At 65.9% G+C, this 23,148-nt stretch carries 19 protein-coding genes; 12 read left to right on the plus strand and 7 right to left on the minus strand.

The window, feature by feature from the left end:
• The first annotated feature begins 66 nt into the window (after positions 1–66).
• The 4 genes from HF854_RS01225 (at position 67) to HF854_RS01240 (ending at position 3,992) form a co-directional block, all read left to right on the plus strand.
• Entirely contained in the window at positions 67–711 is a 645-nt protein-coding gene (locus tag HF854_RS01225) for a hypothetical protein (RefSeq protein ID WP_168934648.1), read from the plus strand.
• A 162-nt stretch (positions 712–873) separates the two neighbouring features.
• A complete protein-coding gene (locus HF854_RS01230) occupies positions 874–1,167 on the plus strand; it encodes a hypothetical protein (protein ID WP_168934649.1) in 294 nt (97 codons plus the stop codon).
• 262 nt (positions 1,168–1,429) lie between these two features.
• Positions 1,430–2,065, plus strand: coding sequence for a complement resistance protein TraT (traT, locus tag HF854_RS01235; RefSeq protein ID WP_168934650.1), 636 nt, complete (start codon positions 1,430–1,432; stop codon positions 2,063–2,065).
• 316 nt (positions 2,066–2,381) lie between these two features.
• The gene (locus HF854_RS01240) at positions 2,382–3,992 is read left to right on the plus strand and encodes a glycosyltransferase family 9 protein (RefSeq protein ID WP_168934651.1); all 1,611 of its coding nucleotides are present in this window, start codon (positions 2,382–2,384) and stop codon (positions 3,990–3,992) included.
• Positions 3,993–4,114: 122 nt separating this feature from the next.
• Here the strand turns inward: HF854_RS01240 and HF854_RS01245 are convergent, their stop codons facing one another.
• From HF854_RS01245 to HF854_RS01255, 3 genes are all read right to left on the minus strand, one after another.
• Positions 4,115–4,789, minus strand: a complete 675-nt coding sequence (locus HF854_RS01245; protein WP_168934652.1) for a hypothetical protein — start codon at positions 4,787–4,789, stop codon at positions 4,115–4,117.
• A 122-nt stretch (positions 4,790–4,911) separates the two neighbouring features.
• The gene (gene thiE / locus HF854_RS01250) at positions 4,912–5,553 is read right to left on the minus strand and encodes a thiamine phosphate synthase (protein WP_168934653.1); all 642 of its coding nucleotides are present in this window, start codon (positions 5,551–5,553) and stop codon (positions 4,912–4,914) included.
• A gap of 35 nt (positions 5,554–5,588) precedes the next feature.
• Complete coding sequence (locus HF854_RS01255; protein WP_239463961.1) at positions 5,589–6,584, minus strand: DUF362 domain-containing protein; 996 nt, start codon at positions 6,582–6,584, stop codon at positions 5,589–5,591.
• Between the two features lie 180 nt (positions 6,585–6,764).
• Between HF854_RS01255 and HF854_RS01260 the strand changes: the two genes are divergently transcribed.
• The 3 genes from HF854_RS01260 (at position 6,765) to HF854_RS01270 (ending at position 10,586) form a co-directional block, all read left to right on the plus strand.
• Positions 6,765–9,434, plus strand: coding sequence for a mechanosensitive ion channel family protein (locus tag HF854_RS01260; RefSeq protein ID WP_168934655.1), 2,670 nt, complete (start codon positions 6,765–6,767; stop codon positions 9,432–9,434).
• Between the two features lie 51 nt (positions 9,435–9,485).
• Positions 9,486–9,830 (plus strand): cupin domain-containing protein, encoded by a 345-nt coding sequence (locus HF854_RS01265; RefSeq protein WP_168934656.1) that lies wholly within the window; start codon positions 9,486–9,488, stop codon positions 9,828–9,830.
• Positions 9,831–10,214: 384 nt separating this feature from the next.
• Positions 10,215–10,586 (plus strand): WG repeat-containing protein, encoded by a 372-nt coding sequence (locus HF854_RS01270; RefSeq protein ID WP_168934657.1) that lies wholly within the window; start codon positions 10,215–10,217, stop codon positions 10,584–10,586.
• A gap of 245 nt (positions 10,587–10,831) precedes the next feature.
• On the opposite strand, the gene HF854_RS01275 is transcribed toward HF854_RS01270, so the two are convergent.
• The 3 genes from HF854_RS01275 to HF854_RS01285 form a co-directional block, all read right to left on the minus strand.
• Complete coding sequence (locus HF854_RS01275) at positions 10,832–12,646, minus strand: NFACT RNA binding domain-containing protein (protein ID WP_168934658.1); 1,815 nt, start codon at positions 12,644–12,646, stop codon at positions 10,832–10,834.
• Between the two features lie 128 nt (positions 12,647–12,774).
• Positions 12,775–13,137, minus strand: a complete 363-nt coding sequence (dksA, locus tag HF854_RS01280) for an RNA polymerase-binding protein DksA (RefSeq protein WP_168934659.1) — start codon at positions 13,135–13,137, stop codon at positions 12,775–12,777.
• Positions 13,138–13,246: 109 nt separating this feature from the next.
• Positions 13,247–14,392 carry a tRNA(5-methylaminomethyl-2-thiouridylate) methyltransferase gene (locus HF854_RS01285; protein ID WP_239465019.1) on the minus strand — a complete coding sequence of 382 codons (1,146 nt, stop codon included), beginning with the start codon at positions 14,390–14,392 and terminating at the stop codon, positions 13,247–13,249.
• A 553-nt stretch (positions 14,393–14,945) separates the two neighbouring features.
• Between HF854_RS01285 and recA the strand changes: the two genes are divergently transcribed.
• From recA to ahbC, 3 genes are all read left to right on the plus strand, one after another.
• Positions 14,946–16,028 (plus strand): recombinase RecA, encoded by a 1,083-nt coding sequence (recA, locus tag HF854_RS01290; protein WP_006008777.1) that lies wholly within the window; start codon positions 14,946–14,948, stop codon positions 16,026–16,028.
• A 75-nt stretch (positions 16,029–16,103) separates the two neighbouring features.
• Positions 16,104–18,773, plus strand: a complete 2,670-nt coding sequence (gene alaS, locus HF854_RS01295; protein WP_168934660.1) for an alanine--tRNA ligase — start codon at positions 16,104–16,106, stop codon at positions 18,771–18,773.
• A gap of 255 nt (positions 18,774–19,028) precedes the next feature.
• Complete coding sequence (gene ahbC / locus HF854_RS01300; protein WP_168934661.1) at positions 19,029–20,210, plus strand: 12,18-didecarboxysiroheme deacetylase; 1,182 nt, start codon at positions 19,029–19,031, stop codon at positions 20,208–20,210.
• A gap of 108 nt (positions 20,211–20,318) precedes the next feature.
• Here ahbC and HF854_RS01305 read toward each other — a convergent pair whose 3' ends face one another.
• Positions 20,319–20,699, minus strand: coding sequence for a diacylglycerol kinase (locus tag HF854_RS01305; protein ID WP_168934662.1), 381 nt, complete (start codon positions 20,697–20,699; stop codon positions 20,319–20,321).
• A 254-nt stretch (positions 20,700–20,953) separates the two neighbouring features.
• Between HF854_RS01305 and hemB the strand changes: the two genes are divergently transcribed.
• Together hemB and ahbD are read left to right on the plus strand one after the other, a co-directional pair.
• Complete coding sequence (gene hemB, locus HF854_RS01310; RefSeq protein WP_168934663.1) at positions 20,954–21,943, plus strand: porphobilinogen synthase; 990 nt, start codon at positions 20,954–20,956, stop codon at positions 21,941–21,943.
• Between the two features lie 17 nt (positions 21,944–21,960).
• Entirely contained in the window at positions 21,961–23,142 is a 1,182-nt protein-coding gene (ahbD, locus tag HF854_RS01315; RefSeq protein ID WP_337381893.1) for a heme b synthase, read from the plus strand.
• Positions 23,143–23,148: the final 6 nt, after the last annotated feature.

A 23,148-nucleotide genomic window follows, 5' to 3' on the forward strand; every position in this document is an offset into this window, starting at 1 on the left:
CAGGCCTACCGGCCTGGGATACAACATATAAATGACCGGGATCATTTTCCCCCTCAAGGAGCCGTCATGCATCCGCACCGCATCCTGAGCCTGTTGTTCCTCCTGCTTCTGTCCCTGACCCTGGGGGCCTGTGCCTCGCACGATGCCAGCCCGGCGCCGGAGCCCGGCGCGCCCCTGCCTGCCGTCACCCTGGAACGGGGCGACAGGGTCTTCATCAAGATCGAGAACGGCAAGAGCATGACGGAGGATCTGCACTCCATGCTCACGGCCTATCTGCAGAGCGAACGCGGCCTGAACCCGGCCTCGGACGTCAAGGAAGCCGACCTGGTGATCCTGGTGGAGATCCGCGACGTCTGGGCCACCAGCGACGGCAGCCGGGTGAGCGCCGGACGCACGCTGGGCGACGTGGGCACGGGCACCATGCTGGGCGTGCTGCTGGGCAGCCTGGTGGACGGGCGCGGCGGCGCCATCGTAGGCGCGGGCATCGGCGCCACGGTGGGCGTGGGCGCCACCCTGCACGACGCGGGCGACAGCTACACCAGCTGGGCCATGGAAGCCGCCGTGGGCACGGCCGCCCGCCGCATCCCCGACAAGGACAGCCTGCACACCGTTGCCGTGACCAGCCGCGGCAATCCCCGCAGCAAGGAAGAGGCCTTCGCCGGGCTGGAAGACGCCCTGTGCCGGGCCATCCTGGAGTCCATCAGGAGCTGACCGGCATACGAAAGCGCAGCACGCCGGGATCATTCATTTATTCCATATGGAAGGGGCCGCAGCTGGATGCTGCGGCCCCTTTCTTTTTCCTGCCTTTGACCCGTGAAAAACCGGCGCTGCACTTGACAAAAAAAGCGCTCTTCTGAGTAGTCATATATATATTTGGCTCTGGATGAAATGGCGGGAAAGGGCTGGTGCAATGATTTCGAGCCCCATCTCGAACGCTCCAACGGGGTGCCCCGGGGCAGCCTGACCCGGCTGCCTGTTGCGGAAAGGAGCCTGACCGCCGTGACGGAACAGGTCCTCACGCCTGAAGAGGCCCAAAAGGAAGCCGCCCGCTGCATGGCCTGCGGCCGGGCCTTCGAGGCCAACCGCACCTGCTGGTTCTGCCTGCCGTGCGAGATCGACTGCCCTGAAGAGGCGCTGACGGTACGCATGCCCTACCTGGTGCGTTAAGACCCGCTTTCCCGGGGCCCCGTCCGGCAAAGGACGGGGCCCCTTTGCGTACCGGCCTGTGCCCGGATGCCGGCAACCACCTTTTTACCGCGGCAGGCCGCCTGCTGGACATGCCTGTGATTTCTGCGGTATAGGGCTGACCTCGGAGACAGTACCGCGTCCGTAGCGGACGCGCCGGTCCTCCTGCCATCGTGCCCGCTGCCGCGTGGCGTGGGCAGCTCCCCCGCAGGGGCCGCAAGCCCTGTCGCCGTCCCGGAGACGCATGAAAAAAACGCTCTTTCTCCTCCTCGCGCTGCTGTTGCTGCTGCTTCCGGGCTGCAAGCACCGGCAGCCCGCCCCCACCGACATCCAGGTCCTGCGCCAGGGGTCTCTGGCCCCGGCCGACGATGACACCACGCCTGTGGTCTACGTCAGCGTCCGCGACCAGAGCCGCCATGTCTTCGGCCTGCGCGCCGAAGTGGAGCGCCTGCTGCGCGCCGAAAAGTACGACATCACCGACAACCCCAGCCAGGCCGGGTTCATCATCCAAGCCAGCGTGCTGGAAGCCGGCATCACCGACGCCGCCTCGGCCCATCGCATGGTCGAGGGCGGCTACGGGGCACCGTCGGAACTTTCCGGCAAGGGCGCGACCCTCGTCCTTTCGGACATCCTGCTGGTCCAGCGCCGTGTCCCCAGCGACAAGCGCCCCAAGCGCTTCATGCTCCAGAACGTGGGCAGCCGTAATGCCCGCGGCAGCAGCCAGATGCGCACAGGCCTGCTGGCCCACCGCGAGTTCAGCGTGGATTCCGGGATCCCGGCCCTCTTCGTGACCCTGCTGGCCAGGGAGATCACCTCGCCCTTCAGCACGGCCCCCCAGGAACAGGCCCCGGCACAGCCGCAGGACGAACGGCGTCCCTGACAGGCACCTGCATCCGGCGCCGGCGCTGGCCCGCAGCGCTGACCTTGGTCCGCCCCGGTACCTTCCGGAGAGGCGGGGCCATTTTTTGCGTCCGTCCGGCAACGGACAATCCGTGCGTGCCTGACGGCCGCCGGGTATGGACGGCGTGTCGTGATACGGCGGCCTCCCCGGTCCCCTGCCGCGCTGCCGCTTTTCCCGCCGAGCCCTTTCCGATCCCCGCCCCCGTCTGGACGTCCGCGCCCAGTTCTGCTAGAAAGCTCCCCCCGTCAGCGTGCCCAGCACCACGGGAATCTTCACCCTCCGCAAGGAAACTGTCATGCGTCTGGATGCTCTTGTCATCAATCTGAACCGCTTCGGGGATCTGCTGCTCAGCCAGCCCCTGCTGCACGACCTGCACAAGGCCGGGCGCAGCACCACGCTGCTTTGTCTGGAAAAATACGCGGACACCGAGGGCCTGCTGCAATTCGCCAGCCCTCTGCTCACCGTGCCCGATCACCTGGTCAGTCCCGAACAGGCCGACGCCACCCGCCACGAACTGCAGGCGTGGGCCGAAAACCTGCGCGCCACCATGCAGGCCGACCACATCATCAACCTGACGCCCAGCATGCCCGCCCGTCTGCTGGCCACCGCCCTGGCCCCCGCGCCCGAGGCCGTGCTGGGCTTCGGACTGGACCACAAGGGGCGTCCGCGCGTGGACGGCCTCTGGCCCGCCTTCCTCCATGCCGCCGAGCTGCGCCAGAGCAACGCGCCCTTCAACCTGGCCGACATGTTCCGCATGACCGGCGCTCCCCTGCTGGGCGGCCTTTCCGGCCGGCTGCTCTCCCAGCCCGGCTCCGGCCTGCTCAGCGAACTGGGCACCGAGGCCCGCGAGACGGCCCGCCGCCTGCTGGCCCACGCACCGGTGATCCGGCACGGCTTCATCGGCATGCAGCTGGGCGCCAGCGAAAAACGCCGCCAGTGGCCGGTGAGCCACTTTGTGGAGCTGGGCAAGCGCATCTGGCAGGAAGAGGGCATCTGCCCCGTCCTGCTGGGCGAGGCCTCGGAACGCCCCCTGGCCGACGAATACGCCCGCCTGACCAGCACCCCCTTCGTGGACGTGGTGGGGCAGACCAATATCTTCGAGCTGGGCGCCGTCCTGCGCGAGATGGCCATGCTGGTCACCAACAATACCGGCACCATGCATCTGGCGGCCGGTCTGGGCCTGCCCCTGCTCTCCATCTTCCTGGCCACGGCCCAGCCCTGCGATACCGGCCCCTACCTGCCCGGCAGCTGCTGTCTGGAGCCCACCCTGCCCTGCCATCCCTGCCCGCATGACCACGACTGCGTCCTGGGCGAGAAGTGCCGCCACCACATCAGCGCCTCCATCGTGGCCGACCTGGTGCTGGCCAAGCTCACCAGCGGCCAGTGGAGCGAAGGCATCACCACCTCGGCCTGCCGTGAGGCCCGCATCTGGCAGACGGCCACCGACTCGCGCGGTTTCATCACCACCACCTGCCTGTCCGACCACAAGGCCGATGACCGCACCCTCTGGCTCTGCCAGCAGCGCGTTTACTGGCGGCGCATCCTGGATGACCTGACCTCCGGGGCCACGGAGCCCACGCCCCTGACCAATGTGCCCCTGAGCATGGCCTGCCCCAACTATTCCAGCCAGTTCGCGGCCCGCGTGGGCAAAGCCCTGAGCCATTGCGCCCGCCTGCTCCAGACCCTGCTGCAGGAATGCGCCCCCCTGCCGGAGAGCTTCGATCCCACGGGCCACCCCCTGTGCATGACCATCCTCCAGCACATGCAGTCCTGCCCGGAACTGGCCAGCATGGCCTTTTTCTGGCACCAGCTCTGCCAGCACTACCAGGGCCGCGGCCCCCGCTTCCTCCAGGCCGTGCGCCTGCTGCACGCCCATATCCTGCGCTGGGCCAAGAGCTTCGATTAAGGCCTGTCATCGGACTTTGCCGGGGAAGGGGCCCCTTCCCAAAACGCGCTTTATTCCATTATATAGCTGAGAAGAAAGAGGCGACCGTCATTGACAGTCGCCTCTTTCTTTTTTCTTTTCGATCATCCTGCATCAAGGGCAGAGAGCAGAATCCGCCAGCCTTCACTGCCCAGATTCCCGGGACTGAGCGTTGGACGCCTTGGATTACGACACTCGATCCGCCGGGGATATGTCGCCAGCCCCGGAACAGCCTCTTCCCATATTTTTTTGCTCCGCAATTGAACGACTAACGCCCTTCTGTTCATTGCAGCGAGCAGGATGCGCTGCGTGAAGTCGAAAGAAGGTAAGAGTGGCATCTTCTTAAATTCTTTTGACTTATATGGATATGCCTGCAAGAGTAAAAAACTATTGGCGCATTTTTTTAAATCAAAATCAATTTCAAAGAGTTTCCTAAATTTATCCACCCAATAATCATATCCCTTGTTCCCTTGTTTAAAACAAGGATTCAAGTGATAGAATGGATAGTCCTGTACGGAAAATCCACGCGTATTTTTCATGGCTTGCTGAAATTTTGCATTGCCAAGCATGATAGCCGCATCATCTTCGCTGTATCCCGGATTCAAGTTCAGTAGGACGACAGGTGCGTCCAGACGGCCTGAAAAGGGTTCCGGGGGCAATTCGGTATGCAGCTCATAAGGAGTCCCGGCATATTTCTGGTTGAATGCAGAGACCACCGCCGCATCGGCCTGCAAGACGAAAGGCCGCGCTTCTGGAAGAAGACACCACGGATTATCCATACATCTCCTCGCTCAGGAAAGACGGAATAAAGGGCGCTGGGGAGGGGGTGGGGAGTTTGAGGGGCGGGGGATCCCCTCGCCTGGCGCGAGAGGTGCTCCCCCGCCCCTCAAGAAATCATATCCTACATCCCCCGCTGCATGGCGGCGCGTACGGCCTGCACCTTGGCGGCGATGTCGGGGGCGCCCACCAGTTCGGAGACCAGGGCGCAGCAGCGGGCCCCGTGACGGGCCACATCCGTGATATTGTGTTCCTTGATGCCGCCGATGGCCACGAAGGGGATGCTGATGTTGGCGGCCACCCAGTCCAGATAATCGAAGCCCACCGGGGCCACCACGTCCTCCTTGGTCTTGGTGGCGAAGATGGGCCCCACGCCGATGTAGTCGGCGCCCACGGCCACGGCGGCCCTGGCCTGTTCCGGGCTGTGGGTGGACAGGCCGATGCACATCTTGGGGCCCACCAGCTGGCGCACCGCAGGCAGGGGGAAGTCCTCCTGTCCGATATGCACGCCGTCGGCTTCGGCCAGGATGGCAAGGTCCACATGGTCGTCCACGATGAAGCAGGCCCCGGCCTCGCGGGTCAGGCGGCGCATCAGACGGCATTCTTCCAGCATCTCACCGGATTTCATGTGCTTTTCACGGTACTGGATGATCTTGACCCCGGCCCCCAGCAGGGCGGAGACCACGGTCTCCAGCGTGCGGCCGCAGGAAAGGCGGGCATCGGTCAGGGCATAGATGTCGGTCTGGCCCGGCAGGATCACAGGCATGGTCAACTCCTCGCTCCCCGGGGGAGCAGCTTTCGTTATTTTCGGCGCGCCAGCCACAGGCGGCGCAGGCAACTCTTGAACAGGCGCCAGGGCCGGAACGAGGTGTGCATCAGCTCGTCCGGCAGGATGAAGCCCGTACAGTCGAAATCTTCGGGCCGGGCCAGCACATAGTCGGGCTGCCAGCCCGCACGGCGGCATCCCGGCGCTTCCCGCCGTTCCAGGGCCGCGCCCAGGGGCGTGCCGGCCAGAGGCAGGCCCAGCACCGCGCACAGGGCCTCGTCCAGGGCCACGGCCGAAGGGCTGGCCCCCAGCAGGCCCAGAGGGAAGGGCTGTCCCTTGCTGGGGCCCGTCACATGCATGGCGGTCAGGCCGTCGGCCACGGCGGCCACCGGCGGCAGACCGGCCCAGAGGGCGGCGATGCAGTCGGCGAAAAAGTCGGGCTCCTGTCCCTGCCGCGTATGGATGAGGGCCTTGCGCAGGCCGCAGACGCAGCCGAACAGGTTCTTGACCGCCAGGGTCAGGCGCATCTGGGAATGGGCCTTGACCCGGGGCAGGGAAAAGATGACGTCGCTTTCCAGCGCCACCCGGGCCACCCCGAAGGAAACGGGCCCGCCCCGGCGCAGGGGCAGCTCCAGCGGACGGGGATCGGCCAGGGACTCCACCCGCAGGCCCAGCGGCCGCAGGGCCTCTTCCACGCCTGTCTGCCGGGCCACGGCCGTGGCCGTACCGAAACCGGGCGAATCCCCCACCCGCACGCGGGCCCCCTGGTCCAGCAGCCAGCGGCAGACGGCGGCCACCACCACGGGGCTGGTGCAGGCCAGGGGCGTGGCCGTCAGCAGATTGGGTTTGACCAGCACATGGGCCGAACGCAGGGAAAAGGACGAGGCCAGACCCGCGCGGTCGAGAAGAAGGGGCAGGGCCTGTGCCACGGCCCCGCTGTCGGCGGGGGAAAAGCGTTGCAGGGCAACAGCGACCTTGAGAGCAGAGGCCGGGACATCCTGACGGAGGAAAGAAGAGAGGCTCTGGGACATGAGCTCACTATGCCGGGCACGGAAGGGCTTGTAAAGCCGGGCCATCCGTCTGCTCCCGGGGGGAGCCGCATGTTTACAGGAAGACCTCTTTTCAATCAGCACATCTTGCGCTATTGCTGGCTTTTCAATGTCATGATGCCCCTGTCCCTTTCCGGCAGGGGCCTTTCCCTGAGGTGGACCATGTATCGCTGCCTGTTCCGTTCCCTGCCCGTTCTCATGCTGCTGACCGTCCTCAGCCTCGTGCCGGCCCTTTCCGGAGACGCCTGCCGGGAGATGACCTCCCTCGTCGGCCCGACTTGTGCCCTGGCCGACGAAGCGCCCCAGAAAAACGACGACAAGGCCGACGCCAAAAAGGACGACAAGGCCCAGGACAAAAAAGCCGCTTCCAGCGCCCCTGCCGAAGCCGATGCGGCTCCCACGGTGGACCCGCTGGAGAACATCTGGGCCGGCCAGAAGGACATGCTGGACGACATCAACAGCAGTACGCGCGGCCTGGTGCGTGACATCAACAAGCAGGCGGAGACCATGTCCAAGCAGGCGCGGCCCATCGTCGAGGAAGCCCGCCGCCTGCTCCTGCTCATCAACACGTTCAAGAACTGGCCCAACCCGCTGGAGGCCCTGGACCGCCGCATCTCCTTCACCGTGCAGCAGATGCAGCAGGTCATCGACCCCGTGCTGCTGGCCCGCAACAGCGTCAACTCCCTGCTGGAGCGCGTCAACCATCTGGCCGAGAGCCTGCCCGAGACCAAGGATCTGCCGTCCAACGCCGAGATCCGCGACTACTCGCGCCAGGTCACCAAGGCCCAGAAAAGCCTGACCGACGTCATCAAGCGCTATGATTCCGTGCTGTCGCCCACCCAGGACATGATGGCCGATCTGAAGAAGGCACAGAAAGACATCGCCACCATGCTGCCCCAGCTGTGGCGGGACTACTATCTGCAAGGCCCGGTGCCCTATCTCAGCCTCGAGACCTGGGAGACCGTGCCCAAACGCCTGCAATATGTCTGGCAGGGCATCCAGCTGCGCCTGCCCGTGGAGATCCCCGTCAGCGCCGACGGCTGGCATACGGCCGGCCTGCGCTTCGCCCTTTGCCTTTTGCTGGTGCTGTTCACCGGCATGGTGCTCTACCGTCGCTGGCGCCATTCCGGGACCCACGGCGAGGTGGGCCGCCACATGTTCCATGTGAGCCTGCCCTGGATCGGCCTGGGCCTGTCCCTGCTGGCTTCGTCGCTGTCCGCCCACGGGGATGTGTTCCGCTGCTTCCTGGCCCTGGGCAACCTGAGCATCATCATCGGCGAAGTTTTCCTGGCCTGGGACCTGCGCCGCTTGCAGCACCCGGACAAGGCCGCCGTCAGCAACCCCCTGTGGCAGCTCATCCCGCTGACGCTCTTTTCCTACATCCTGATCTACCTGCCCCTGCCGCCGGTGGTGACCCTCATCGCCTGGGTGGTGCTCATGCTCCTGCACCGTCTGTGGCGCGCCAAGAGCCACAGCCTGGAGGCCAGCACCCAGCTCGAGTCCACCCTCCTGTCAGGCAGCGCCATCATCTTCTGGGTGACCCTGGTGCTGGCCGTCATGGGCCTGCACATCTTCAGCATGGGCCTGTACCTGTTCTACGTCTCCTGCTCGCTGGCCCTGCAGATCAGCGTGGCCAGCATGTCGGCCATCAACCGCTACAATGACCAGCTGCCCGACGAGGGCGGCTCGGCTGCCGTCTCCAGCCTCATGCTGGCCCTGGCCGCGCCTGTCATCCTGCTGCTGGTCATCGGCGGCATGTCCCTGTGGGTCTGCACCCTGCCCGGCGGCCTTTCCCTGTTGCAGGACTTCGTGCTCCAGGGCGTCAACGTGGGCGAGACGCGCTTCAACATGGTGCAGGTGCTGCTCATCATCAGCGTCTTCTTCCTGACCCGCACCGCCGTGCGCATGGGCACGCTCTTCCTTTCGCGCATGCCCAGCCGCGGTCTGCGTATCGACCCCACGCTCATCCAGCCCCTGCAGACGGCCTTCACCTACGCCCTGTGGGCGTTCTTCGGCCTGTTCACCCTGCGCTCGCTGGGCATGGAACTGAGCAACCTGGCCATGGTCGCCGGTGGTCTGTCCGTCGGTATCGGTTTCGGCATGCAGACCATCATCAACAACTTCCTCTCCGGCCTGATCCTCATCTTCAGCCGCACCATGCAGGTAGGCGACGTGGTCGAAGTGGGCACCACCACGGGCCGCGTGCGCAAGATCAGCGTGCGCGCCACCATCGTGGAGACCTACGACAACGCCGTCATCTACGTGCCCAACTCCGAATTCGTGTCCACGCGCCTCATCAACTGGACGCGCAACAGCCGTACGGTGCGCCGTGACGTGGTGGTGGGCGTGGCCTACGGCAGCGACACCACCCTGGTCATGAAGCTGCTGGCCTCCGTGGCCAACGGCCACAGCGACATCCTCAAGTACCCCGCGCCGGTGGTGCTGTTCTCCAACTTCGGCGCCAGCACTCTGGACTTCACCCTGCGCTTCTGGGTGCGGGACTACGATGTCAGCGTCAAGACGGCCTCGGAGCTGCTGTTCGAGATCGACCAGCTGTTCCGCAAGAACAATATCGAGATCGCTTTCCCGCAGATGGACGTGCACATCAAGGACATGCCGCCCCGTGCCCGGAGCCCGCGTGACATGGCCACGCGCCCCACGGCGGCCCTGCCCGACTCTCCCGCCGACCGTCGCGCCCCGCACGGCAGCGCCCGGCCCCAGCATCCCCTGCGCAACCGCAAGCCCCGTCCCGGCGGCAAGCTGGCCCCGCGCCCCCGGCCTGCGGTCGATGACGACACGCCCACCGACGAGGACCGTCAGCTGACGGCCTGACCCGTGCGCCCATGACGGGCCCGAACCCCGTCCAACCCCCAGGAGGGAACCATGATCCGCCGCAAGGAAGACCACATCCGCTTCGACAAACAGATCGCCGGAGGCCCGGGCCTGGCCCACGCCACCCAGCTCCTCAACGAAGGCGAGTTCTACGACAAGGGGCGCCTGTTCAACATCGTGCGCCTGGGGCCCGGCGACGCCGTGGGCCGTCACCAGCATGTGGGCGACATGGAGGTCTACCACATCCTCAAGGGCCAGTGCCGCTATGACGACAACGGCACCGAGGTCATGCTCCATGCCGGGGACACGGCCGTCTGTCCCGACGGCGAATGGCATGCCGTCTACAACGACGGCCCCGACGACATGGAGATGGTCTGCCTGATCCTGTTCAAGTAGGACAGCGGGAAAGCCCCTGTCCGCTCCCAGACAAAAAAAGCCACCCGCAAGGGTGGCTTTTCCATACCGTTTACCTGAAAAATGCCGTCGCTGTCTGCCCGGTGGCCATCCCGGGCGCACGCTGTCCCATCGTCATGATGGCGGGGCCGGAGCCCGGGACCATCCCCGTCTGTCAGTGCTCACCGGTACATATCAAGGAGCCCCATGTTTCAATCCACAGTCGCCCCGTCCGCCGACTGACTCCGCAGCCGACGGATAGGGGTCGTGCGGATTGCCCCTCCCTAAAGGGAGAGGTTACGGAAAAGGATTTCATCGGCTCCGCCGTCTTGTCAACCACTCTTTTCCCCCTGAAGGGGGAGGTTTCAAACCACAAAGGAATTTTTGATGAAAAATACAGGCTGTTCCCTGCTGCTGGCCCTGCTCCTGTGCGGCTGCGCCGCGTCACCAGCTGTCGTCCCCTTCCATTATGACAACGGCCCCGACTATGTCCGCGAAGGCCTGTACCGCATCGTGGATGACCGGGGCCGCATGGGTTATGCGGACGAGAGCGGCCGGGTGGTGATAGCGCCCCGTTTCGCCTTTGCCCTCCCCTTCGAAGGCGGCAAGGCGAAAGTCACGGACACGGGACAACGCAAGGAGGTCCCGGGCTCCGGCGGCGAGCACTGGTACTGGGAAAGCGATGCCTGGTACTTCATCGACACAACGGGCCGAAAGACGGACGATCCCCAGGCGCGCGACGCCACCCCACGGCCGTAAAGGCAGGCACTAGCCCTTTGCCGCCAGCGGGCCCTTTTACCGGCAGGCCCCGTCCCTGCGCGCATCACCGGACCTGCCTGTGCCCGTCGCTCTGTCGGGACAGTGCCCCTGTTCCTGCCGGCAGACGCGGGCCAGATCATGCCGCGCCCGTTCACGACAGCACGGCAACGGCCGCACGCACGGGCCCGTCAGCCGAAAAAGGACAAAGAGCACGCCCGTGAGGCCCAAAAGCCGTACGGCGGAGCTCAGTCCCTGCCCGTCCCGTCCGTCTTCCCCGCAGGGCTTTCCGGCAGCAGACGGGTCTCCAGACTGGCATCCACCGGCACCTCGCGGCTGTAGAGGATCTTGTCCATGCGCACGGTGCCTGTGCCCGCGCCGCGCATGCTGCGGATGTGGCGCACCTCGGCGTAGAGGATGCGCGCCCGGGCCGCGTCCTTCTGCCAGCTCTTGCAGGCCGCCAGCGCCCCGGCCTGGTCCAGGGTGCGCTCCGGAACTTCCTGTCCGGCATGGGCCCGGCGGATGATGACGTGCGAGCCGGGGCCGCCGTCGGTATGCAGCCAGATGTCGTGGGCCGCGGCCAGCTTGCGGGCCGCGATGTTGCCCTTGGCGTCACGGCCGCGCAGCAGGGCAAAGCCGTCATCACTGACGAAGAGCTGCACGTTGCGCGGCAGGGCCGCACCGCGCAGGGCCCCCAGCGCCACCGTGTTCCTGTCGGGCTTCCCGGCCTCTCCCGCGGCGTGCCCGATACCGCCCAGCAGGGCTTCCTGCCGGGCCGCCTGCACGGTGGCCAGTTCGGCCCGCAGCACCGCACGCCGTTCCGCCAGATGTTCAAGGCCACGCTGCCCGCGCCGGGCCGTATGGAACAGGCGTTCCATATTGTCCCGCACGCTGCGCCGCATATCCAGCTTCACGGTCTTGCGCGGCGTGTCTTCGTCGCCTTCCTCCGGCGGCGGCAGCACCAGCTCCGGTGCGCGGAAATCCGCAGGCCAGCGCCACAGCCAGGCCTGTAACAGCAGGCCGTCCTCACGAGCGGCGCACATGCCCAGCAGGCGCTGCTCTTCTTCGTCCAGTTTGGCCAGCAGCTGTTCCAGCTTGCGCAGACGGCGCGACAGGGGCAGGGCAGCGGCACCGGCGGCGTCGCGTGCGGCCTTTTCCAGCACCAGCTTCTGCCCGGCCTTCTCCACCAGGCCGAGGATGTCTTCCCCCTGTTCCTCATGCCAGCCCTGGGCCAGGGCATCCGGCAGGGGCCAGGCCGCGATGCGGCAGGAGGGCCGCTCGCTCCCGGCCTTCTCCTCCGCCTCTCCATCCGGCGGCGTATAGTAGAACACGTCCCCGCCGCCCAGGCGCAGGTCTTCCAGCAGGGCCTGCCGGTCCAGCTCGTCATACAGGGGCAGGGCACGGCGCAGGGCCGGGGTCAGTACCGGCCAGTCCCGCCAGTGCGCCAGGGCCTCTTCCAGCTCTCCGGGCTCCGGCCAGCGCAGGGACTCTTCCTGCGGGCTGCGGCTCACGGGCAAGAAGCGCACCGAGGCCCCTTCGCGCAAGTCCAGCAGCAGCCAGGTGGCCAGGGGCTCCCGCTCCGCGGCCTCGCCGCTCTCCGGCGTCATGTCCGCCATGTCCGGCTGCGCCCCGCTCTCAGGGGAAAGGCCGTCCTCCTCGCCTTCCGCCGGGCTCCAGAGCACCATCTGGCGGCGCAGGGCCTCTTCGGCCGCGGCCTCCCCGCCCACCAGCAGCCAGAGCCGGCGGCGGCTGAAGCAGCAGACCGTGGCCAGGATACGGTGCCCGGCCAGATATTTGCGCAGGCGCATGACCGGGGCCGAGGGGGCCCGTCCGGCGGCCAGACGGCTGCGGGAAAGGAAGAGGAAGGGTTCCTTGCGTGCGGCGCGCAGGCACAGCTGGCACTTGCGGCTGCCACCTGTCTGGCCGTAGCTCTGGCCGCGCGCGGCCAGGTTGATGTTGAAAGCCAGCAGGCCGGGGGCCGGTTCCTGCACCTTTTCCAGCCAGCCGCCGATGATGCGCGGGGCGAGCTCCTCGCAAAAACGGGAAAAAAGATGGGCGTCCATAGATATTGCCGGGGATGTCCTTACCGGCGCGAAGCCGGAGCAAAAAACAGAAAAACGGGCCGGAGCCCGTTTTTTTGTGAAAAGGTCAAAGGATGCCGCGCTCCGGCGGCACAGGTCAAGGATGCGCGCTAGTCGCCGCGCAGATGTTCGTCCTCTTCCTGCTTGGCCTTGCAGTTGATGCACAGACGGGTGACAGGACGGGCCTTGAGACGGGGGATGGCGATCTCTTCGCCGCATTCGTCGCAAATACCGTAGGTGCCGTCGTCGATGCGCTGCAACGCGGACTGGATCTTACGGATCAGGCGGCGTTCGCGGTCACGGATGCGCAGGGTGAAGGCGCGGTCGGATTCAGCGGTAGCCCGGTCAGCAGGGTCGGCAAAGACTTCGTTGCTGTCCGTGAGCTCTTCGATGGTGGAGTCGCCCTTCTGCTTGGCTTCCTCCAGCATGCTGGTGAGGAGCTTGCGGAAATACTCTATATCCTTCTGGTCCATATAAGCCTCCCAAAACTGGCCCTGTAGGCACGATTTTGGCATTGTTGCCCCATAATGAGGAATCGCTCCTCATTACCCGGAAAAAGTTATCTTGTAAAGCGGTACGCGCCTATTCCCCCGCCTCCTCCTGCGGCGGGATGCCGTGCAGGCGTGCTTTCTGCTCGGCACGCAGTTCTTCGCGGGCCGGCACCCAGGCCGGTTCCTGCCAGATGCCCTCACGCGAGGGCAGCACCTCGCCCTGCCAGCCGCCGCCCAGCCAGCTGGCCCGCACGCCCACGGGGGCCCCCAGGCGCACGGCCTTGCCGGAGTAGGAGGCCATCAGGGCCGCCGCCGCACGCAGCACCTCTTCCGGCCATGTACGGCCCCCGCAGGCCACGGCCAGCGGACCGGGGATGTCGGCCAGATGGATCTTGGCATCGTCCTTGCCCAGTACCGTGTGCAGGGCCTGGTTGTCGGCACTGGTGCGGCCGATGGCCAGCCAGTAGTCCCGGCCGTCCTGCTGCGCCCAGAACTGCCGCCCCAGATTGGAGAGTTTGAAGGCCCGCGTATCAGGCTCGGGCCAGCGGGAGAGCACGGGCCAGTAGCGGCGGGCGTTCTCCTTGTCCGCCAGACGGCAACCGCCGCCGGGCGTGGGGATCTCGGGCAGCTGGTACTTTTTGGCCAGTTCCAGCTGGTCCTTGCGGCCGCGCCCGCTGATGCCCAGCAGACGGGAACGGTCCACGAAGCCCTCCTCCTCGGCGGGTGTGGGCGCCAGATGCAGGGCGCTCAGAGGACGCAGCAGGATGTCCTGCACCCCGGCATCGCGGCGGATGGCGTTGAGCACGTCCCGGCGCTGCGACATGGGACGCTGCCCCATGACCTCGCCCGTGGCCAGCAGGCGCGCGCCGATGCTCTCCATGTAAAGGCGGGCATGGCGCAGGAGCAGGATCTTGCAGTCCACGCAGGGGTTCATGACCTTGCCGAAGCCGTGGGCCGGACGGGCACGCAGCATGGCGCAAAAATCGTCGCTCACGTCCAGGGTGCGGATGTCCAGCCCGTAGAGGTTGCTCCAGCGCTCCACGGCGCCGGGATCACCGAAGAAGGGGGAATGGCAGTGCAGGCAGCAGACCCGCAGGCCCTGTTCCTCCAGGACCTTGGCCGCCAGGATGCTGTCCAGGCCGCCGGAAAAAAGCACGACCACATCCACCGGCCGCTGGTCAGCATTGACCATGCCGGGCGCGGCGGGGGTCTGGAAATCGGAGGGAGTGTTCATCATGGCCCGCCTTCTACGCGAAAGCGGGGGCAGGAGGCAAGAGCCCGGCCCGGATTTTCACAGCTTTTGGATAGGTTTTTTTCGTCCTGCCGCCTCTGCGGGCCCCGTGCAGGGATGGGGAAGCTCTTGAGGAGCCGCATCCCCTGCCGCGGCACCCCTTTCCCGGCGAATGGGCCTGCCGTTTGACGGCGCAGACCGAAGGCGCCGTCCGTCCGCTCCGGCGCGCCTGCACGGCATCGGGGACCTGGAGCGGGATACGGTGCAGGGAGCCGGAGCAGCGCGCCCCTGTCCTGCCGCCGCACAGCCGGCCCTTCTCCCCTTGACAATTATTGAGATTTATTCCTGAATAACGCAGTTTTTGTGCGCGCCCGCACAGCCGTCCCCCTGCCCGGGGCGTATCCTGTGATGCCCGGCATGCGCAGGGGCCCGTGCCGTGACGAAGACGGCATCCCCGCAGCCCGCAAGGGCCCGTCCCGGGAGGCCTGCCGCCTTCCTTGCCTTGCCGTGCGCGCTTTGCTATACTGCGTTGCTTAAATTTCCTACAGGGAGCGTCTCTATGGCCAAAAAACCGGCCCTTTCTCCTGAAGAAGCCCGCGCCGAAGCCCTGGGCACCGCACTTGCCACCATCGAACGCAAGTACGGCAAAGGCGCGGTCATGAAGCTTTCCGACGAAGCCCATGTCAATATCCCCGTCATCCCCACGGGTTCCATCGGTCTCGACCTAGCCCTGGGCGTGGGCGGTATCCCGCGCGGCCGTATCACGGAGATCTTCGGCCCCGAATCTTCGGGCAAGACCACCCTTACCCTGCACATCATCGCCGAATGCCAGAAAATGGGCGGCACCTGTGCCTTCGTGGACGCCGAACACGCCCTGGACGTGAACTACGCCCGGCGCCTGGGCGTCAACACCGACGAGCTGCTCATCTCCCAGCCCGACTACGGTGAGCAGGCCCTGGACATCGCCGACATGCTGGTGCGTTCCGGCGCCGTGGACCTGGTGGTGGTGGACTCCGTGGCCGCCCTCATCCCGCAGGCCGAACTGGAAGGCGACATGGGCGAGAGCCAGGTGGGCGGTCATGCTCGCCTCATGTCCCACGCCATGCGCCGCCTTACCGGCACCATCCACAAGTCGCGCACGTCCGTGATCTTCATCAACCAGATCCGCATGAAGATCGGCGTCACCGGCTACGGCAGCCCCGAGACCACCACCGGCGGTAACGCCCTCAAGTTCTACTCCTCGGTGCGCATGGACATCCGCCGCATCCAGACCCTCAAGGACAAGGAAGAGTCCTTCGGTTCCCGCACCCGCGTGAAGGTGGTCAAGAACAAGGTGGCCCCGCCGTTCCGCAGCGCTACCTTCGACATCCTCTACGGTCAGGGCATCTCCCGCTCGGGCGAGCTCATCGACCTGGGCCTGGAAGCCAAGATCATCGAGCAGAGCGGCTCGTGGTTCGCTTTCGGCTCCGAAAAGCTGGGCCAGGGCCGCGAAAAGGTCCGTGCCCTGCTGGACGAGGACCCGGAACTGCGCCGCCAGATCGAAGCCAAGGTCACGGAATTCCTGGGCATGCATCCGCAGGAGTTCATCCCCAGCGAAGAGGATCTGGACGACGGCAGCGCCGCCATGTCCGATCTGGACTAGTTTTTTGTGTGCAACGCGGCCCTGCGGGGCCGCCCGTTTTTTTATCGCCCTTCCGGGCAGCAACATGGAGCCCCTATGCTCACCGCCAAAGAGATTCGTCGCCGTTATCTGGAATTCTTCGCCCGCAACGGGCATGACATCCTGCCCTCCGGGCCCCTGATCCCGCCCAACGACCCCACCCTGCTCTTCACCAACGCGGGCATGGTGCAGTTCAAGAAGTTCTTCCTGGGCGAAGAAGTGCGCGACGTGCCGCGCGTGACCACCTCGCAGAAGTGCCTGCGCGTGTCCGGCAAGCACAACGACCTCGAAAACGTGGGTCGCACCGCGCGCCACCACACCTTCTTCGAGATGCTGGGCAACTTCTCCTTTGGCGATTACTTCAAGCGCGAGGCCATCACCTGGGCCTGGAAGTTCGTGACCGAAGAACTGGCACTGCCCAAGGAGCGCCTGTGGGTGACCGTCTTCCGCGAGGACGACGAAGCCGCCGCCATCTGGCAGGAAGTGGCCGGTCTGCCCGCCGAGCGCATCGTGCGCATGGGCGAGAAGGACAACTTCTGGACCATGGGCGATACCGGCCCCTGCGGCCCCTGTTCCGAGATCTACATCGACCAGGGCGAAGACATGGCCTGCGGCCCGGATTGCGGCATCGGCAAGTGCGACTGCGACCGCTTCCTGGAGATCTGGAACCTGGTCTTCACCCAGTTTGACCAGCACGCCGACGGCACCCGTGACCGTCTGGCCCGTCCCAACATCGATACCGGCATGGGCCTGGAACGCATCGCCGCCGTCTGCCAGGGCAAGCGCTCCAACTTCGACTGCGACCTGTTCCAGGACATCATCCAGTACGCCGCCGAGCTGGCCGGCGTGAAGTACAGCTTCAGCGCGCCCGACACCAATGACGTGGACACGGCCCTGCGCGTCATCGCCGACCACGCCCGCGCCGCCGCCTTCCTCATCGCCGACGGCACCCTGCCCTCCAACGAAAGCCGCGGCTACGTGCTGCGCCGCCTCATCCGCCGCGCCCTGCGCTTCGCCACGCTCATGGGCGTACACGAGCCCTTCCTGTACAAGGTGGCCCGCAAGGTCACCGAGATCATGGGCGAGGACTACCCCGAACTGACCGAACACGCTGATTTCATCGCCCGCGCCGTGTATGAGGAAGAACAGCGCTTCTCCCTCACCCTGGGCAAGGGCCTGGCCCTGCTGGAAGACCAGCTGGCCGAACTGGAAAAGGCCGGCGACAAGGTCATCCCCGGCGAGTTCTGCTTCAAGCTGTCCGACACCTACGGCTTCCCGCTGGACATCATCACCGACGTGTCCGAAAAGCGCGGCTTCAGCGTGGACGTGGCCGGCTTCGAGGCCCACATGGCCGAACAGCGCCGCCGCGCCCGCGAGAGCCAGAAGAAGTCCGGCCTGCTGGGCCAGGACGGCAGCGGCTCCTCGCTGTTCCAGCAGCTGGCCGACGACGGTCTGCAGAGCGTCTTCACCGGCTACAGCGGCCTGAACGGCCAGGGCCGCATTGTGGCCCTGCTGGACGAGAGCGGCCTGAGCGTGGAAGAACTGCCCGCCGGCCAGAAGGGCTATGTGGTCACCAACCAGACCCCCTTCTACGGCGAGTCCGGCGGCCAGGCCGGTGATACCGGCCGCATGGAAGGCCCCGACGGCGCCGCCCGCGTGCTGGATACCCAGAAGCCCGCGCCCACCCTCATCGTCCACAACATCGAAGTGGAACAGGGCCTGCTGCGCATCGACCAGGAAGTGGCCCTGAGCGTGGAAGAAGACGCCCGCATGGCCACGGCCCGCAACCACAGCTGCACCCACCTGCTGCACGCCGCCCTGCGCTCCGTGCTGGGCACCCATGTGAAGCAGGCCGGTTCGCTGGTCAACAGCCAGCGCCTGCGCTTCGACTTCTCCCACATCGCGGCCCTGACCCCCGAGGAGCTGGCCGCCGTGGAACGCCAGGTCAACCGCGCCATCATGGCCGACTACTCTGTCTGCACCAAGGAAATGAAGCATGACGAGGCCGTGGCCAGCGGCGCCATGGCCCTGTTCAACGAAAAATACGGCGACACCGTGCGCGTGGTCAGCATGGGCGACGACGCCCATACCGAATCCGTGGAACTGTGCGGCGGCACCCACCTGAGCCACACCGGCCAGGCGGGCAGCTTCCTCATCGTGTCCGAGAGCGGCGTGGCCGCCGGCGTGCGCCGCATCGAGGCCGTCACCGGCTGGAACGCCTATGACCTGGCCGTGGCCCAGCGTGCCGAACTGCACGACCTTTCGGCCCTGCTCAAGGCCAAGCCCGGCCAGCTGGCCGAACGCGTGCAGGCCCTGCACAGCGATGTGAAGAAGCTGCGCAAGGCCTCCGAAAAGGCGGCCGCCAGCCCGGCCACCGGCGCCGACCTGGTGCAGAAGGCCACCGAGGTCAACGGCGTGAAGCTGCTCACCGCCAAGCTGGACGGCGTGCCGGTCAAGGCCCTGCGCGACATCATGGACGACGTGCGCTCCCGCATCCCCTCCGGCGTGGCCTGCCTGGCCACGGTGGAAGGCGAGAAGGTGGGCCTGCTGCTCTACGTCTCCAAGGATCTGCACGGCCGCTTCACCGCGCCCGCCCTCATCAAGGACGTGGCCGCGCCCTGCGGCGGCTCCGGCGGCGGTCGTCCCGACCTGGCCCAGGCCGGCGGCACCAAGGCCGACGGCGTGGAAGCCGCGTTCGACGTGCTGCGCGCCAAGATCGCCGGCTAACTTCGTGACTGCCGGGGAGGGGCCGCCGCATCGGCGCCCCTCCCCGTTCCGGCCCCGCAGCCACCGTTTTTCCCTCTGCTTCCGGTAGGCCCCGCGGCCTTCCGGGCAGACAGGCACCATGACGGCGGGATGATCCTGTCCCGTCCCAGACACTCAGGCCGGGCGTTCCTCCGGGCTTCCCCGCGCCATACCCCCCGCCCCGTGTCCGCTATCCCGGCGGGGCACAAACGGCGACTCGCTGTAAAGGATCGTACGATGATCGGTATTTCCAAACTGTATTGCGGTCAGGTGGAGCCCTCCGACGCCCTGCGTTACGGCCGTGAATCCGGCAACCTGCCCTCGCACCTGCTCCAGTTCTCCAAGGACAAGAAGCCCGTGGTGGTCTGGAACATGACCAAGCGCTGCAACCTGAAATGCGTGCACTGCTACGCCCAGGCCGTGCCCGTGGACGGCGCCGACGACATCAGCACCGAACAGGCCAAGACCATGATCGACGACCTGGCCGCCTACGGCGCGCCGGTCATGCTCTTCTCGGGCGGCGAGCCCCTGGTGCGCAAGGACCTGGTGGAACTGGCCAGCCATGCCACCTCCAAGGGCATGCGCGCCGTCATCTCCACCAACGGCACTCTCATCACCAAGGAAAAGGCCCGTGAACTCAAGGGGGTGGGCCTCTCCTACGTGGGCATCTCCCTGGACGGCATGGAAGAAGTGCACGACCGTTTCCGCGGCGTGCCCGGTGCCTTCCGCAAGGCTCTGGAAGGCGTGGCCAACTGCCAGGCCGAAGGCCTGAAGGTGGGCCTGCGCTTCACCATCAACAAGCGTAACGTGGGCGAGATCCCCGGCATCTTCCGCCTGCTGGCCGACCTGGAAGTGCCCCGCGCCTGTTTCTACCACCTGGTGTACTCGGGCCGCGGTTCCGAGCTCATCAAGGAAGACCTGGATCACGCCGAGACCCGTCAGGTGCTGGACCTCATCATGGACGAGACCCGCGCCCTGTTCGACGCCGGTAAGCCCAAAGAGATCCTCACCGTGGACAACCACGCCGACGGCCCCTATGTGTGGATGCGCATGAAGCGTGAAGATCCCAAGCGCGCCGAAGAGATCTTCGAGCTCCTGCAGTACAACGAAGGCAACAACTCCGGCCGCGGCATCGGCTGCATCTCCTGGGACGGCAAGGTGCATGCCGACCAGTTCTGGCGCAACCACACCTTCGGCAACGTGCTGGAGCGCCCCTTCTCCGAGATCTGGGACGACCCCAACATCGAGCTGCTGCACAAGCTCAAGGACAAGAAGGCCCATGTGGGCGGCCGCTGTGCCAAGTGCCGCTTCCTGAACATCTGCGGCGGCAACTTCCGCGCCCGCGCCGAAGCCTACTACGGCGACGAATGGGCCCAGGACCCCGCCTGCTACCTCACTGACGAAGAGATCGGCCTGTAGGCCGTCTGGCAACAAAATAAAAGATCCCGGGATATTGCAATCCCGGGATCTTTTATTTTCAGTACATGGATGCCTCGTCAGCTGTCCTGCATCTGGAGTTCATCAAGCCTACAGACGACCTAACAAATAGCCGCCCCAGACGGCAGCCAGGAAAAGCTGGGCCGTGAATTGGGCGGCGCTCCCCATATCCTTGGCCTTCTTGGCCAGCGGATGCCATTCCAGCGAAATACGGTCCACCACGTTCTCGATGGCGCTGTTGAGCAGTTCCACCAGCAGGCAAAGCACCAGCGGCACGGCCAGCAGGACGGATTCCGTCCAGTCCCGCCCCAGCCAGCAGGCCAGCGGCAGGCCGATCACGGCCAGCAGGCATATCTGCCGGAAAGCCTCCTCGTCCTGCCAGGCGGCTTTGTAGCCGGCCAGGGAATACCGCGTGGCATTCAGCAGGCGGACCAGTCCCCTCTTTCCCTTCAATTCATTGCGAGCATCCATACACACCCCCATTCACAGCTTTGCCGACCCGCCTTGCATGCCTGCAATCACAGTGGTGCCCGGTGGCTTTTCCCTTGTGGCGTTTTGCGCTATGGTGGCCTTCTCATCGGAAGGCCCCGTGCCCTGCCGCCCGACGGCATCAGGGCGCAGGCTTTTCCGGGCGCCGGTCTTTCCCGCGATCCCGCCGGGCCGGGGACGAACCGTCGCTGTCCTCCCCAAACACAACCGCGGCATTGCCGCATCGAGGTAGAACCATGTCCCAATCCTTCCATCGCGGCAGACGTTTGCGCTGGACCCCCGAAATCCGCAGCATGGTGCGCGAGACCCCGCCCCTGCTGGCCGAAGATCTCATCATGCCCTACTTTGTGGTGGAGACCGAAGACCAGTCCTTCCGCAAGGAGATCGGCGCCATGCCCGGCCAGTACCAGCTGTCGCTGACCGAGCTGGAAAAGCAGGTGGAAAAGGCCGTGGATGACGGCCTGAAGTCCGTGATCCTCTTCGGCATCCCGGCCGTGAAGGACGAAAAGGCCAGCGGCGCCTATGCCGAAGACGGCATCGTACAGGAAGCCGTGCGTCGCCTCAAGCATCGCTGGCCCTCGCTCTACGTCATCACCGACGTGTGCCTGTGCGAATACATGAGCCACGGCCACTGCGGCATCCTGACCCCCGGCGGTGCGGTGCTCAATGACCCCACCCTGGAGCTGCTGGCCAAGACCGCCGTGAGCCATGCCGCCGCCGGTGCCGACATGGTGGCGCCCTCCGACATGATGGACGGCCGCGTGGCCGCCATCCGTCACGCCCTGGACGAATCCGGCCTGGTCATGGTGCCCATCATGTCCTATGCCGTGAAATACGCCTCGGCCTTCTACGGCCCCTTCCGCGAGGCCGCCGAATCCGCCCCGGCCTGCGGCGACCGCAAGAGCTACCAGATGGATCCCTGCAACGCCCGTGAAGCCATCATCGAAGCCCTGGCCGACCTGGAAGAAGGCGCCGACTGCCTCATCGTCAAGCCCGCCGGTCCCTACATGGACATCATCCGCCAGGTGCGCGACGCCGTGGACGTGCCCCTGTGCGCCTATCAGGTGAGCGGTGAATACAGCATGATCCGCGCCGCCGGCCTCAACGGCTGGATCAACGAAGAAGCCGTGATGATGGAAAGCCTGCTGGGCATGAAGCGCGCCGGCGCCAAGATGCTCATCACCTACTTCACCGAGACCCTGCTCAAGCAAAGGCTGGTGCGCTGATGCATGACGAGAAGCACATGCCGGGCCATCCCGGCGGCATGGGGGGACACCCCGGCGGCCATCCCGGTACCGCGGGTGCCCATCCCGGCGGTCATCCCGGGGGCGCGCCCGGCCACAAGATGGTGCGCACCCTTGAGGACGGCACGCCCGCCTGCAAGCTCATCGCCTGGGAAGTGACCCGCTCCTGTAACCTGGCCTGCAAGCACTGCCGCGCCGAGGCCCACCCGGAACCCTATCCGGGCGAGTTCTCCACCGAAGAGGCCAAGGCCCTCATCGACACCTTCCCCCAGGTGGGCAACCCCATCATCATCTTCACCGGCGGCGATCCCATGATGCGCCCCGATGTCTATGAACTGGTGGCCTATGCCCACAACAAGGGGCTGACCTGCGCCTTCTCGCCCAACGGCACCCTGATCACGCCCGAACTGGCCCGCAAGATCAAGGAAGCCGGCGTCAACCGCTGCTCCATCTCCATCGATGGCGCCGACGCCGCCAGCCACGACGAGTTCCGCGGCGTGCCCGGGGCCTTCGAAGCCTCCATGCGCGGCATCGAATACCTTAAACAGGCCGGGGTGCCCTTCCAGATCAACACCACGGTCACGCGCAACAACCTGCACAGCTTCAAGGACATCTTCAATCTGTGCGAGCGCATCGGCGCGGCCGCCTGGCACATCTTCCTGCTGGTGCCCATGGGCCGGGCCTCCGGCCTGGCCGACCAGGTCATCAGCGCCGAGGAATACGAGGACGTGCTGCACTGGCTCTACGACTTCCGCAAGACCACCAGCATGCACCTCAAGGCCACCTGCGCGCCGCACTACTACCGCATCATGCGCCAGCGCGCCCATGAGGAAGGCGTGGCCGTCACGCCCGAGACCTTCGGCATGGACGCCATGACCCGCGGCTGTCTGGGCGGCACGGGCTTCTGCTTCATCAGCCATACCGGCCAGGTGCAGCCCTGCGGCTATCTGGAACTGAACTGCGGCAACGTGCGCGAGACGCCCTTCCCCGAGATCTGGCGCAACAGCAAGTACTTCCGCCAGTTCCGCGACCAGAAGTGCTACGAAGGCAAGTGCGGCGTGTGCGAGTTCCACAAGGTCTGTGGCGGCTGTCGCGCCCGCGCCTGGAGCATGAACGGCAACCATATGGCCGAAGAGCCCCTGTGCACCTATCAGCCCAAGCGCGCCACGGGCGCAAAGTGAGCGAGC

The sequence above is a fragment of the Desulfovibrio piger genome (assembly GCF_012843875.1).
Lineage (GTDB): Bacteria > Desulfobacterota > Desulfovibrionia > Desulfovibrionales > Desulfovibrionaceae > Desulfovibrio.

Excerpts from the sequence above, each read along its gene's own strand:
- HF854_RS01225 (WP_168934648.1), top strand. The coding sequence starts at position 67 with ATGCATCCGCACCGCATCCTGAGCCTGTTGTTCCTCCTGCTTCTGTCC.
- traT (WP_168934650.1), top strand. The coding sequence starts at position 1,430 with ATGAAAAAAACGCTCTTTCTCCTCCTCGCGCTGCTGTTGCTGCTGCTT.
- HF854_RS01240 (WP_168934651.1), top strand. The coding sequence starts at position 2,382 with ATGCGTCTGGATGCTCTTGTCATCAATCTGAACCGCTTCGGGGATCTG.
- HF854_RS01245 (WP_168934652.1), bottom strand. The coding sequence starts at position 4,789 with ATGGATAATCCGTGGTGTCTTCTTCCAGAAGCGCGGCCTTTCGTCTTG.
- thiE (WP_168934653.1), bottom strand. The coding sequence starts at position 5,553 with ATGCCTGTGATCCTGCCGGGCCAGACCGACATCTATGCCCTGACCGAT.
- HF854_RS01255 (WP_239463961.1), bottom strand. The coding sequence starts at position 6,584 with ATGTCCCAGAGCCTCTCTTCTTTCCTCCGTCAGGATGTCCCGGCCTCT.
- HF854_RS01260 (WP_168934655.1), top strand. The coding sequence starts at position 6,765 with ATGTATCGCTGCCTGTTCCGTTCCCTGCCCGTTCTCATGCTGCTGACC.
- HF854_RS01265 (WP_168934656.1), top strand. The coding sequence starts at position 9,486 with ATGATCCGCCGCAAGGAAGACCACATCCGCTTCGACAAACAGATCGCC.
- HF854_RS01270 (WP_168934657.1), top strand. The coding sequence starts at position 10,215 with ATGAAAAATACAGGCTGTTCCCTGCTGCTGGCCCTGCTCCTGTGCGGC.
- HF854_RS01275 (WP_168934658.1), bottom strand. The coding sequence starts at position 12,646 with ATGGACGCCCATCTTTTTTCCCGTTTTTGCGAGGAGCTCGCCCCGCGC.
- dksA (WP_168934659.1), bottom strand. The coding sequence starts at position 13,137 with ATGGACCAGAAGGATATAGAGTATTTCCGCAAGCTCCTCACCAGCATG.
- HF854_RS01285 (WP_239465019.1), bottom strand. The coding sequence starts at position 14,392 with ATGATGAACACTCCCTCCGATTTCCAGACCCCCGCCGCGCCCGGCATG.
- recA (WP_006008777.1), top strand. The coding sequence starts at position 14,946 with ATGGCCAAAAAACCGGCCCTTTCTCCTGAAGAAGCCCGCGCCGAAGCC.
- alaS (WP_168934660.1), top strand. The coding sequence starts at position 16,104 with ATGCTCACCGCCAAAGAGATTCGTCGCCGTTATCTGGAATTCTTCGCC.
- ahbC (WP_168934661.1), top strand. The coding sequence starts at position 19,029 with ATGATCGGTATTTCCAAACTGTATTGCGGTCAGGTGGAGCCCTCCGAC.
- HF854_RS01305 (WP_168934662.1), bottom strand. The coding sequence starts at position 20,699 with ATGGATGCTCGCAATGAATTGAAGGGAAAGAGGGGACTGGTCCGCCTG.
- hemB (WP_168934663.1), top strand. The coding sequence starts at position 20,954 with ATGTCCCAATCCTTCCATCGCGGCAGACGTTTGCGCTGGACCCCCGAA.
- ahbD (WP_337381893.1), top strand. The coding sequence starts at position 21,961 with ATGCCGGGCCATCCCGGCGGCATGGGGGGACACCCCGGCGGCCATCCC.